Origin of the sequence: Marinobacter nitratireducens, from assembly GCF_000708045.1 — a bacterium.
GTDB lineage: Bacteria > Pseudomonadota > Gammaproteobacteria > Pseudomonadales > Oleiphilaceae > Marinobacter > Marinobacter nitratireducens.
Map to the genome: position 1 here is coordinate 83,266 of NZ_ANIE01000001.1, position 12,926 is coordinate 96,191.

The window sequence follows — 12,926 nt, forward strand, 5'->3', positions numbered from 1 at the left end:
ATGACTGACGTTGCAGAGCTGACCCCGGCACTCTCCATTTCAGGAGCCAGTTGTCAGGGCTGTGCCAAGAAAATTCGTAATGCACTGGAACCGCTGACCGGTAATACCGAACTGGTCGAGGTGGATCTGGAAAACCAGACCGTGGCTTTGCCCTCCGGGATTGACCTGGAGGATGCCGCCAGGCGCGTGACGGAGGTGGGCTATCCTGCCGAGGCGCTTTCGGGAAAACCCCGGGAGTCGGCCAGTTGCTGTGCCTCGAAGCGGCCAGAAGAGCCGTCTCCTGAATCCGGACATGCCGAGACCGCAAGTCACGCGTCGCCGGCAGGAGAGCAGATCAGCCTGGCGGTCACGGGCGCGACCTGTGCCTCCTGCGTGAACACGATCGAAAAGGCAATGATGTCGGTACCGGGTGTCACCCACGCCCATATGAATCTGGCGGACAACACCGCCACCGCGACGGGAAATGCCGACTCGGAGGCGCTGGTGGAGGCCATCAAGAGCTCAGGTTACGGCGCCAGTGTCATTGAAAACGCTGATGAAGCCGACGACCGCAAACAGGCAGAAGACCGTAAGCTCTACCGTTCGCTGCTAATCAAAATGGCGGTCAGTCTGTCACTGGGCCTCGGGCTGATGATCTGGGGGCTGTCTTCCGGGTCGATGATGGTCACTGAGGCGAATCAGGGGATCTGGCTGACGCTTGGTGGCATGACGTTTCTGGTCATGGCCCTGACCGGCGGCCATTTCTATACGGGTGCCGCGAAGGCCTTTCGTCACCATAACGCCAACATGGATACCCTGATTGCGCTGGGCACCGGCACGGCATGGCTGTATTCCATGGTCGTGGCCAGCGCGCCCGGGCTGTTGCCTGAGATGGCCCGACATGTCTATTTCGAGGCCTCGGCCATGATTATTGGTCTGATCAACCTCGGCCAGGCCCTGGAGTTGCGGGCCAAGGGCAAAACCTCGGAAGCCGTTCGCCGGCTATTGGACCTGCGCGCCAAGACAGCCCGGGTTATCCGGGATGGTCAGGAGCAAGATGTGCCTGTGGAGGAGGTTCGTCAGGGCGACCAGGTCCGGGTGCGGCCCGGCGAGAAAATCCCCGTCGACGGCATCATCCGCGAAGGCAGCACCCGGATTGATGAAAGCATGCTCACTGGCGAGCCCATGCCCGTGAGCAAAGCGGAAGGCGATGAGGTCTCTGCCGGTACCCTGAACGCCCATGGTTCGATCATTTATGAGGCGACCCGTGTCGGCAGTGAAACCGCCCTGGCACAGATTATCCGGTTAGTGAAGAAGGCCCAGGGGTCGAAGCCTGCCATCGGGCGTCTGGCAGACAAGATTTCATCTGTCTTTGTGCCAACGGTCATGATCATCGCCGTCATTTCCGCGCTGATCTGGTACAACCTTGGGCCCGATCCGGCGGTGGTTCACATGATGGTCGCGGCCACCACGGTGCTGATTATTGCGTGCCCCTGTGCCCTGGGCCTGGCGACCCCCATGTCCGTCATGGTGGGCGTCGGCAAGGCCGCTGAATACGGAGCCCTGATCCGCCAGGGGGACGCACTGCAAACCGCCGGCAAGCTGGACCTGGTCATTTTGGACAAGACCGGAACGATTACCGAAGGGCACCCGGCCGTCACCCGCATGCATGCCGTCAGCGGCGACGAAAGCAAGCTGCTGGCGCTTGCCTCCGGCCTTGAGCAACATTCCGAACACCCGCTGGCCGAGGCCATTCTGGAAAGAGCCAGGGAGCAGAGCATTACACCGGAAAAAGTGACCGGCTTCGAGGCTCTCAACGGCAAAGGCGTTCTCGGCGAACGGGACGGAAAGCCGGTTCGTCTGGGTAACAAGCGTTGGCTCGAGCAGGAAGGACTGGATATTTCGGGCCTTTCCGAGGCAGCCCGAACCATTACCGATGAAGCAGGTACACCGCTGTTTCTGGCAGAAGGCGACCATGTCATTGGTGTGATTGGCGTTGCCGATGCCATTAAGCCGGACTCAGAGGCAGCCATTCGCCGACTGCACAACGCCGGCATCAAGGTCATGATGGTGACCGGTGATGTGGATGCCACCGCCAAAGCCATCGCGAAAAAGGCCGGGATCGACGACTACCGCGCCGAAGTCCTGCCTGAGGACAAGGCCGAAGTGGTCAGCGAAATGCGTGGCAAGGGCTACACCGTCGCCATGGTCGGCGATGGCATCAACGACGCGCCGGCGCTCGCTGCCTCGGATGTCGGCTTTGCCATTGGTACCGGCACTGACGTAGCCATTGAGAGTGCGGCCATCACCCTGATGCGGGGCTCTCTGCATGGCGTGCCGGATGCCATCGAGATCTCCCGGGCGACGGTGAAGAACATTCACCAGAACCTGTTCGGGGCGTTCATATACAACTCCCTGGGTATACCGGTGGCTGCCGGGGTGCTCTATCCTCTGTGGGGCATCCTGATGAGTCCTATCCTGGCGGGCGCAGCCATGTCGCTGTCGTCAGTCACGGTGGTCACCAACGCCAACCGGCTGCGGTTGTTCAAAACCAGCCAGTCGCCGGAAACCTCTGAACACAAGGAGCGGAACTGATGGAAGCCTTACTGGTCAACGCTGGAGGAATCGCGCTGATTGCCGCTATCGTCTGGTGGTTCTGGCTTTCCGGCTCCAGCGACAACAAAGCGTCACATGAACATCATCACTGAGGTATCAACCATGAAGAAAGCCACTCTGGCCATGGCACTGACCGGTGCCCTGGGATTCACCACGCCCCTGATGGCCGCCACGGCTGCCCAGAACATTCATGTCTACAAATCACCGACCTGCGGTTGTTGCAAGGATTGGGTCAAGCATCTGGAAGACAACGGGTTTGATGTTGAGGTGACGGAAACCCAGAACCTCAATCCTATCAAGATGGATGCCAACCTGACCCCAGCGCTTGCCAGTTGCCATACAGCCTTCATTGGCGACTACGTGATTGAAGGGCACGTGCCCGCCGCCGAGATCCACAAACTCATCGCCCAGGCACCCGATGCACGGGGGCTGGCTGTTCCTGGCATGCCCATGGGTTCGCCTGGCATGGAGGTCGGCAACCGCAAGGATCATTACCAGGTACTGCTGTTCAACCGGCAGGGCCAAACCCGGGTATTTGCCGAGTACAACTGACAAATTCCTGTCTGTTTTTTCTACACTCAAGAGGCGTGGTGTTCTATCATTGAGCCACGTCACATTTAAAACGGACAGGATAGTTTCTTGAGCTTGAAAACCCGCATCCTTGGCCTGGCCGCTGTTCTCATGATGGTGGCTTCCCTCGCCTCATGGTTTGCCTACCGGGCGCTCTCTGCGGACATTATCGAGCGGTGGGGCCAGCAGGTTGCTGAAATCCAGGTCCGTTATGACAGTGCCCGCCTGCTGCAATCCCTGGAACGTGAAATCGGCCTTGCCAAGCAGATGGCGAGCTCCCTGGTTCTGTTGAATTTCGCCAAGACTCCTGACGCCCCCGACCTGCAGGCCAGCGCCATCGAAGAAATGGAGTCTTTCCGCGAAAATTTCCGGGACAACAGCTATTTCGTCGCGCTGCGCGAGAATGGCCACTATTACTACAACAACAGCGAAAATGAGTTCGCCGGCAAGCAACTTCGCTATGCCCTGGATCCCGAAGACCCCGATGATGCCTGGTTCTATCAGCTCCTCGACGAAGGCCGGGATTTCCACCTGAACGTGAATCCGGATACAGAGCTCGGGGTTACTAAACTGTGGATCGACGTCCTGATGCGCGATAGCGAGGGCAAGCCCGTGGGTATCGTCGGCACCGGCCTGAATCTCGACGACTTCCTTCAGGACATTGTTGATATCGGCCAGGAAGGCATCACCACACTTTTCGTCGATTACAACGGTGCCATCCAGCTCTACCGCGACCGTAACTACATTGATTTCGCCAGCATCATCAAACCGGAAGGCCAGAAGAACACCGTCGACCTGCTGTTTGATGAGCCAGAAGACAAGCAAAAAATTCTGGGCATGCTGCAACTGCTGAAGAAACGTGATGAAGCCGGCCAGGTGGAAAGCGGCTTTGTCACCGTGGATGGTCACGAGCAACTGGCCGGCGTAGCCTTTCTGCCAACCATTGGCTGGTTCGAGATTACCCTGCTGGATCTCAATGCACTGCTGCCCAACAGCTTTCTTTGGCCGCTGCTGGCCGTCTTTTTCGTGGCCCTGATCCTCACATTGGTGCTTTTCCACGTGATCATCCAGTCCAAGATCCTGAAACCGATCACGACTCTGGAAAAAGCGGTGGAGAAAGTTCGCGATGGCAGCTTCGAACTGCCGCGCCTGGATAAACCAGACAACGAAATTGGCCGGTTGTCACATCACTTCGAACAAATGGTGGACACCCTCGGCAACACGACCCGGGAACTGGAGAACAAGGTAAACCGGCGTACCGAGGAGCTCAATCGATTGGCCAGAATCGACACCCTCACCGGCCTGAAAAATCGCCGTGGCCTCGACGAGGCCATGGAGGAAGAGATCCAGCGGGCTGAGCGCCAGGGTACCGGCTTTGGCGTTATCTGGCTGGATGTAGACCATTTCAAAGCGTTTAACGACGAGCTGGGGCATCAGATTGGTGACCAGATCCTGTGCCGGGTGGCACTCTGGCTGAAAGCCGGCATTCGTCCCTATGACCATCCGGGGCGTTGGGGCGGCGACGAATTCGTCGTCATTCTCTCACCCTGTGACTCGCGCACCCTCAAAACCATTGCCAACCGAATTCAGCAAATGGTCGAGCAGGAGAGCGAGAAAACCGGCACTCCGGTCACCGCCAGCGTCGGGGCCTACCTGGCTCAACCGGGAGACACCAGCGACACCATTCTGCGTCGAGCCGACAGCGCTCTGTATGAAGCCAAACGTAGAGGTCGTAACCGGGTTTGCATCAGCACACCGGAAGACGAAGAGATTAAGCCGTTGTAACGGGTCTGACTCATACTGCCATAACCGCTATACTCCGCCCCAACATCCACTTTTACCAGCCAGGTTACTTCATGCTCAACGCCGACGCTCTTAACCAGTTGCGCCAGCTGAAATCCGATATCGAGGAAAACAAAGTGGTTTTCCCCGGAACTGTTAAAGCCACCAATGGCCGCTTCGGGTTCGTGGCCCTTGATGAGGGAAGAGACGTATTCCTTCCGCCGGAGGAAATGCAGAAAGTCCTTCCGGGAGATCGGGTCAACGTTACGGAACAGGAGGTGGAGAAAGGCAAGACCCAGGGCGTGGTTGACGAGCTGCTTGAAACCCACCTGACGACGTTTGTCGGACGCTACCTGATCAAGGGTAAGGGGCACTTTGTGGTGCCCGAAACACCCGGCATCAACCGCTGGATTTTCATTCCGCCGAAGGAGCGCCAGAACGCCGAGCCGGACGACTACATCTATTGCCAGATCCACCGGCATCCGTTCAAAGATGGCAAGGGCCAGGCCAAGGTGCTTCGGGTCATCGGAAAAGCCGGCGAGCCGGGCATCGAACGAGCCATGACTCTGGCCACCTTTGATCTGGCGGATGCCTGGCCCGAAGCCGTTCAGACTCAGGCAGACAGCCTGAGCGACCAGGACATCGAAACCGGCGCTGCCGACCGGGAGGACCGCACCGGTCAGCCATTTGTCACCATCGACAGCCCGGGCACCCAGGATATGGACGATGCCCTGTTTGCCGAACCCAACGCGACCGGATGGACCCTGTCGATCGCCATTGCCGATCCGACCGCAGTTATCTCGCCGGACAGCGCCGCTGAGCAGGAAGCCTATAACCGTGCCACCGCCATTTATTTTCCCGGTGAACCCCTGCCCATGTTGCCGGATAGCATCAGCACGCGTCTGTGTTCACTGATGCCAGAGGTAAACCGGCTCGCACTGGTATGCGATCTGCAGGTCAATAACGATGGGAGCCTGGGTGAGTACAGCTTTCATCAAGCGGTGATTCGCTCCCATGGCAAGCTCAGCTACGACCTGGTCTCCAACCTTATCGAGGGACGGGAAGACGAAGACACCAGAACACTCCCCGAGGCCGTTGCCAACAGCCTGGATCAGCTGCACCAGGCGGCCACGGCGTTACGCAAGTGGCGGGCCGAACATGCCCTGCTCAGTGCGGATCGCCCGGAATTCCGGCTACGGCTTGACGAGAACAAACGCATCCGCGCTATTGAGCCGGCAGTGCAGAACGAAGCTCATAGGCTGGTGGAAGAATGCATGGTTGCGGCCAACCGCTGTGCCGCCGACTTCCTCAACCGCGAGGCGACGTCCGGCCTGTTTATCCAGCACCCGGGCCTGCGAGACGACCGTATCGACAACATCAAGGCTTTGCTCGCCAGCCATGCCCCTCACCTCTCCGACGTCGATGCCAACAGCGCGGAGGGCTTCCGGCATCTGATGAAGCAAACCGAGGGCCTGGAGTCCGAAGTGCCGCTGAAGTCCATCGTCTCGCGCCAGTTAGCGCGGGCAGAGCTGGGCTTTGAAGCAGCGCCCCATCAGGGCATGGGCCTGGATGCCTACACCACCTTCACCTCGCCTCTGAGAAAATTCTCTGACTTCTATGTGCATCGGCTGATCAAAGCGGCGCTCTGGGATGTACCGATGAAAGCCCTTAACGAAGTCCAGCTCGAAACATTGCAGCAGGCCCAGATTCGCGCTCGCCAGGCAGCCGCCAGCCTGGAAGCCTGGCTCAAGAGTGACTTTGCTAAAACGCTGGGCGACGAGCCAATGACCGGCATTATTAGCCGCACCGTGCCATCAGGATTCTTTGTTCGACTGGACAGCAATGGCCTGGAAGGGTTCGTCAGTTGCCGGGATCTGGAAGGTAAGTTCAGCTTCGATCCGGTCACACTACGACTGATCCATAACAAGAACGGTCGGATTTTCCAGCTTGATCAGCCAGTATCGGTAACGTTCGCAGGTGTGGACGAAGGCCGCCGGCAGATCAATTTTCAATTAGTAGAAACCGCTAATTCTTGATATTCAGGCCCGGCAGAGCCGGGCCTGAACAATATTTTGCAATGTTTTTCATGTGGTTACATGGATGCTTTTGCGAACTATTTATTGTTATATATCATTCAGTTAACGTGTAACACTCTGCGTTTCCCGCCCTATATCAAGGGCTTCCAGCCCCCACCCCCTCAAATGGGGTGTATCTCGCGCATTAAAAATTATTTATACAGTTTCCATCCTTTACTCGAATTCCGGAGAAACGACGTCCCGGACCCTGCTAAAGCAACTGAATGGAAGCTATATACCCATGAATACCCTTCGCCCTTCTTATTGTTCTGACGACACAGGCTGGTCTCCCATCCGGCGCCTGGGAATGAAACTTGGCGCTCTGACGATGGTTACCTTGCTGGCAGCGGGCTGCCAGGTCCACAAATTTGACCGGAACAGCGTGAACGCCTCGATTGACGCAGGCCAGAGTTATGGAACCGGTACGGTACCGTTCATGGTCGTAGGCGACGAGCAGCCGGCATGGCTGGTGCCGGACTCTCCCGATGCGCCCCAGGTAACCGTCCAGCGCAGCCAGGAGCTGGTCGAGAGCCCGGATTTCAACTTCCTGAGCTTCACTGGTTACATGGTGACCCTGTCGCTCATCCCCTACTGGGAGGAAAAGCGATACGCCGATGTCTACGAACTCAAGTGGCAGGGTGAAAGCCTGCTGGAAAGTCGGGTTGAGTACTCGATTGACGCTTATTTTTCAGTCTATTTCCCCACGCCCCTGATGTTCCTCGGAACGGTGAATGACGAAGCAGCCGAAAAGGCCGTCGCCAGAGATTATGTTACAGACCTCCACAAGGGTGGGGTGCTGGCAACCATCGACCAGCAACGTCAGGAGTTTGAACGCGCCAACCCCCAGACGGCGGAAGAGATTGCGGCCTATCTGACCGGCCCGGGCCGAAACTCCGTGTATCGCCCCTCAGCCGTCAACCGCCTTATCGAGTTGGCCCCAGAAGAAAACGCACTCGCCTATCACGAGGCAAATAGTAACGTGCCCGGTTATGTCGACCTGCTGCCGGTTGAGCACCAGGCCTGGCTCATCGGACCGGAGGGACTCAGGGGATTTGATCTGGAAGCGAGCATCGAACAGGGCGTCGCAACCGACGATCTTCTCGTACGCATGCTCAACGCCTATCCCGCCGAACAAGACATCCCTGTCACTTACGAACAGGTCGCAGGCAGCTGGCAGTCAGTCCGTAAGATCACCTCCGGCTATTACACAGGCCTCACGGACGAGCACCGCGCGGTACTGAAACAGGCCGGTATACCAGAAGGGCTGGTGGATCGCATGACCAACGATTCCCCGTCAAAAGCACTGTTGGCAGCCGCCAGAACCGGTAAACTCCGTGATGCAGATGGCAACATACGCATACCAACCAAGGAAGAGCTGCTTGAGCAACTGGTTCGTAAAGACAACCAGGGCAAGTACATGAGCCCCTACACCAGTGATGACGTCCTGGCCGAGTGGGTAGACTTGGCGATTAACGCCAATATCGGGTCTACAGCGGGCAGTACCATCGGTGCTGCTGCAGGCGCTTACGCCGCCGAGAAAGCGCTTGAGCAGGTTCCGTTTGTCGGGAGTTTCATTGGCGGCATGGTGGGCTCCGAAATCGGCGAAACCGTTGGTCGTCAGTCCGCCATCAGCGCTTCCGGCGGCTGGGAAAAGATTCGCGGCACCTCTGATCGCAGCTTTGACGACCTGCAATCCATGGTTCGCTACCTGAAAGCAAAATATGGCTCCACCGGTAACTTCGCTGATGCCATGGAAGCCACCGGACAGATTTACCCAGAGCTGGCCGACGCCCTCGCGCAAGCCTACTGATACGAATAACGGAGAAACACATGTTCAAGAAGAATGCATTGAAAACGGCCTGCGGACTGGCAGCGGCAGCCCTGGTTCTGTCCGGCTGCGCGACCCAGAACCAGAACATCAAGGGTCAGCCCAGCGTCTACGAAGACGTATCAACCACCGGTGCCGTTGGCGGTGTCGGCATCGAGAGCCAGGACGTGGTGGCCATGACCGACAAGATGATGCGGGACATGCTGGCCAACCCGATGCTGACTGGCCGCTCCACGCCGCCGCGCATCATCATCGACAACGAATACATGAAGAACGAGAGCACCTCGGTGATCAACACCAACATGCTCACCGACCGCCTGCGTATCGAGCTAAACCGTGCCGCCAACGGCCGCATGGTGTTTGTGGGCCGTCATTTCTCCGACATGGTTCAGAAGGAACGTGATCTGAAGCGTGATGGCGCTGTTGACGGCGGCACCATCCGCCAGACCGCCGCTCAGGCGGGCGCCGATTTCCGTCTCGGTGGTCGAATTTCATCCCTGGATGCGATCGACCGCAACACCGGAACCAAGTCCCGCTACAGCCAGATCACCTTCGAAATGGTGGATCTTGAGCTGGGCACCATTGTGTGGAGCGGACTTTATGAGATGAGGAAGGCAGCCCGTGACAATGTGGTCTACCGATAAGGGAATGATGAAACCGGTGCTGGCGACTCTGGTCGCCGGCACACTCGCGGGATGCGCGACCGGGCCAAAGGTTTATGATCGGGCCACGCTGGCGCCGGCGGAACAGTCGCTGGTCGACAGCAAGCCTGCTCCTCTGAGAGCCGACTTCCAGAACCTGTTCGAGGAAGGGCAACGCAACAAGGTCCTGAACCTGATGGAAATCGGGGTCAAGGCCTACCGCGCCGGCTATCGTCAGGAAGCGAAGAACACCCTGACCCAGGCCCGCCTGGAAATCGAAAACGTCTACGCGGATAACGATGCAGCACGCAAAGCCCGCAGTATCTGGTACGAAGAGGCGGAGAAGGACTTCAAGGGCGAGCCCTACGAACGATCCATGGTGTACCTGTATCTGGGGCTGATCTACCTGGAGGAAGGTGACTACGGCAACGCCCGGGCCAGCTTCCTGGCCGGACTGCTTCAGGATGCCTTTGCCGAGGAAGAGCAGAACAGCACCGACTTTGCGTTGCTGCTGTACTTGGCCGGCTGGTCTGCCATGCAGATGGGCAGTGATCAGCTCGCCAAAGAGCACTTCGAGGAGCTGAAGCTGTACCGCCCGGACGCGCCGATTCCGGAAGCCGACGACAACGCCCTGCTGATTGTTGAAACCGGCAACTCACCCCGCAAGCTCGGTGATGGCGTTGGCCACTACCAACTGGTGTATCGCCGGGGCAAAAACTTCCAGGACGTTGCAGCCGAGTTTCGCAATGGCGAAGAGTGGTCCCCCGTGTATCCCATGGAGGACATCTTCTTTCAGGCCTCTACCCGGGGCGGTCGCGCCATTGACCGAATCGTGGAAGGCCAAGTCAAGTACAAGGAAAACACCCGAGCGGTCGGCTCAACCCTGAGTAACGTCAGCCAGAACAGTGCTCTGGCCGGTTTCAGTGCCGCCGCAGGGGGTGCAGCCGCCGTGGGCTTTGGCGCGATCAGTCTGATCAGCGTGGCCGCCGACGGCATGTCGGCGTCCGCCAATACCCGGGCCGATACCCGTTACTGGGAAGGCCTGCCGGACACCATTCACCTGATGCCGGTGACGGCCGCCGATGGGGATCCGGTCACCGTCCGGTTCCTTGACGAGTACGGTCAGCCAGTTCCCGGACTCTCTGATAATACCGAGTTCAAATTTGATGGGCGCGGTGCGGGCCTGGCGTTTGCCACTTCCCGTCGCCCGAATTCAGGAGGAAACCCATGAGCAAGTCATTGAAAACCCTGATGGCTGCCGCCCTCGGCGTCAGCCTGTTGTCAGGCTGTGCCTACAAGAGCTCCAGCAGCACCGAGCTCACCGAGCGTACCGCCCCCATTACCATGAATTCCGTGGTGTTCTCGGACTACAAGCTGAGCCGGTCCTGGACAGAGGGCATTTTCGGGGCAGATAAACGCTACGTCATGTCCGTGGTCAAGCACGGACAGCGCCAGAGCCCGACTGGCACCAGTGAAGTCTATGCGGTTCTGCGCAACCACACCGACTACGATTACCGGATCGAAGCACGCACCCAGTTCTTCGACCAGGATGGTGTGCCCACCGATGTAAAGCCGACGTGGCAGCGAATGACCGTGCCGGCCAACGGCCTCTCAACCTACCGTGAACTGTCCACCACCACGCAGCCGCTGCAATACCGCGTGGAAGTCCGGGAGCTGAACTGATGAAACGACTGGCTCTGGCACTGTGTGTGCCTTTGCTGGCGCCAGGCCTCGGCCTGGCTGCCAGCCAGACCCACGAGGCGGCACCGATGATGGCGCCTGCCCAGAAGCCGCTGACGGATGAGGATCTGAAAAACGATCGCACCGCCCCCCAGCGGCAGGAAAGTGCCGACAGCATCATCAAACGTTTCCGCGCCACGTTTGGCAACAAGACGCCCCGGGTCGCGGTATTCTGGAACCGGGCGTTTGATGATCAGGTCAGTGACTGGAACAGCAACACCCGGGGTGTGGTTTCCGCCCGCGGCTCCGTCAAAGGTGAGGTTCCCGATGGCAAGGTTGATCTGCAGGGCCAGGGACAGGTAGCCGCACAGGGCGAATACCGATCGAACCGTCGCTACAACCCCGCCAGCCCGGCGTTTGAACTGCAAAGCGGCCTGGTCGGCCAGCTGAAGGACGCCGGCGTCACCGTTGTGGATCGTGACGCCATCATGCGCATTACCGATAACGCCCTGGAAACCGGCGATTTCTCCCGCCTGTCACCGGACCAGCGTCGTCTGGAGATGCGGGCGCTCGGCGAGCACGCCGACATGCTGCTGGTATTCCGCAAGCTGGCCCGGGACAAGTTCGAAATTGAAGTGCTGGACGTCCAGGACGGCGCTATCCGCGCCATGCTGAGCTCCAACGGCGTACCGCCGGAAAAGGATAAGTCCCGCCAATGGAAAGCCACCGATCACGGCTTCCAGAAGGTAGAGCAGACCGTCACCCTGGACGAAATCGGCCAGGAACTGGCACTGCAAACCCTGGCGAAACTGGGCGGATAACCGTCCCTTCGCCTAATCGTCAGTATCGCGGCTGGTCAGCATCCCGGTCAGCCGCGCATCTTTCTCCTGCCATAGACCCGCCAACCAGTCTTTCACGTTGCGGCGATGCTCCGCATCGTTAGAGTAATCGTGGCCCTTGAGGTGAGCCGGGATGGCCGATGTGCGTATATCCATGCGGATTTCGGGCACACGGCCACACAGGAAATCCCAGAAAGTCGGCGCGCCATCGGGATAGGCAATGGTGACATCCACCAGGGTCTCGATTGAGTCGCTCATGGCGTCCAGCACAAACCCGACACCGCCGGCTTTTGGCACCAGCAAATGCTGATACGGTGAATTCTGTTTGTCGTGCTTGCTCTGGGTGAAGCGGGTACCTTCCACAAAGTTCATCACGCTTACCGGTGTGTAGCGGAACTTCTCGCAGGCTCTCTGCGTGGACTTCAGGTCTTCACCACGTTTTTCCGGGTGCTTGATCAGGTACTCCCGGGTGTAGCGTTTCATGAACGGGAAATCGAGGCCCCACCAGGCCAGCCCGATCACCGGCACCCAGATCAGCTGCTGTTTGAGGAAGAACTTCAGAAACGGCGCCTTGCGGTTGAACACTCGCTGCATGGCCAGAATATCCACCCAGCTCTGGTGATTGCTCAACACCAGGTACCAGCTTTCACGCTTGAGCTGCTCGGCGCCATCAATCTGCCACCGTGTGCCGTGAGTCAGCTTCATCCAGCCCACGTTCCCCGCGACCCAGGCCTCAGCAATCCAGATGATCAACCGTGTGCAAAGCACCCGGAAACCCTTGATCGGCACAATCAGTTTCAACACCGCCGGAATGTAGAGCAGAAGGCACCAGAAGAGGGTATTGATTCCCAGCAGAACAGAATTGAGAACGCCGAGAATGGGAGCAGGAAGAAAGCTGAGCATGGTGGTCCTGTTG

At 58.6% G+C, this 12,926-nt stretch carries 10 protein-coding genes; 9 read left to right on the forward strand and 1 reads right to left on the reverse strand.

All coding sequences use genetic code 11. From position 1 onward, the window contains the following. The 9 genes from D777_RS00375 (at window position 1) to D777_RS00415 (ending at window position 11,992) form a co-directional block, all read left to right on the forward strand. Window positions 1–2,574, forward strand: a complete 2,574-nt coding sequence (locus D777_RS00375; protein ID WP_036127470.1) for a heavy metal translocating P-type ATPase — start codon at window positions 1–3, stop codon at window positions 2,572–2,574. A 123-nt stretch (window positions 2,575–2,697) separates the two neighbouring features. After that, entirely contained in the window at window positions 2,698–3,147 is a 450-nt protein-coding gene (locus tag D777_RS00380; protein ID WP_036127474.1) for a DUF411 domain-containing protein, read from the forward strand. Window positions 3,148–3,234: 87 nt separating this feature from the next. Beyond that, complete coding sequence (locus D777_RS00385; RefSeq protein WP_036127476.1) at window positions 3,235–4,950, forward strand: sensor domain-containing diguanylate cyclase; 1,716 nt, start codon at window positions 3,235–3,237, stop codon at window positions 4,948–4,950. 71 nt (window positions 4,951–5,021) lie between these two features. Then, entirely contained in the window at window positions 5,022–6,983 is a 1,962-nt protein-coding gene (locus tag D777_RS00390) for a ribonuclease R family protein (RefSeq protein WP_036127480.1), read from the forward strand. Window positions 6,984–7,329: 346 nt separating this feature from the next. Next, window positions 7,330–8,832 (forward strand): hypothetical protein, encoded by a 1,503-nt coding sequence (locus D777_RS00395; RefSeq protein WP_227501615.1) that lies wholly within the window; start codon window positions 7,330–7,332, stop codon window positions 8,830–8,832. A 20-nt stretch (window positions 8,833–8,852) separates the two neighbouring features. After that, window positions 8,853–9,494, forward strand: a complete 642-nt coding sequence (locus D777_RS00400) for a membrane protein (protein ID WP_036127484.1) — start codon at window positions 8,853–8,855, stop codon at window positions 9,492–9,494. Continuing rightward, complete coding sequence (locus D777_RS00405) at window positions 9,478–10,722, forward strand: hypothetical protein (protein ID WP_036127488.1); 1,245 nt, start codon at window positions 9,478–9,480, stop codon at window positions 10,720–10,722. The genes D777_RS00400 and D777_RS00405 overlap by 17 nt, the downstream gene beginning before the upstream one ends. Then, the gene (locus D777_RS00410; protein WP_036127489.1) at window positions 10,719–11,174 is read left to right on the forward strand and encodes a YcfL family protein; all 456 of its coding nucleotides are present in this window, start codon (window positions 10,719–10,721) and stop codon (window positions 11,172–11,174) included. The genes D777_RS00405 and D777_RS00410 overlap by 4 nt, the downstream gene beginning before the upstream one ends. Continuing rightward, complete coding sequence (locus tag D777_RS00415) at window positions 11,174–11,992, forward strand: hypothetical protein (protein ID WP_036127493.1); 819 nt, start codon at window positions 11,174–11,176, stop codon at window positions 11,990–11,992. Before D777_RS00410 ends, D777_RS00415 begins: the two co-directional genes overlap by 1 nt. 12 nt (window positions 11,993–12,004) lie before the next feature. Here D777_RS00415 and D777_RS00420 read toward each other — a convergent pair whose 3' ends face one another. After that, window positions 12,005–12,913 (reverse strand): acyltransferase, encoded by a 909-nt coding sequence (locus D777_RS00420; protein ID WP_036127497.1) that lies wholly within the window; start codon window positions 12,911–12,913, stop codon window positions 12,005–12,007. Window positions 12,914–12,926: the final 13 nt, after the last annotated feature.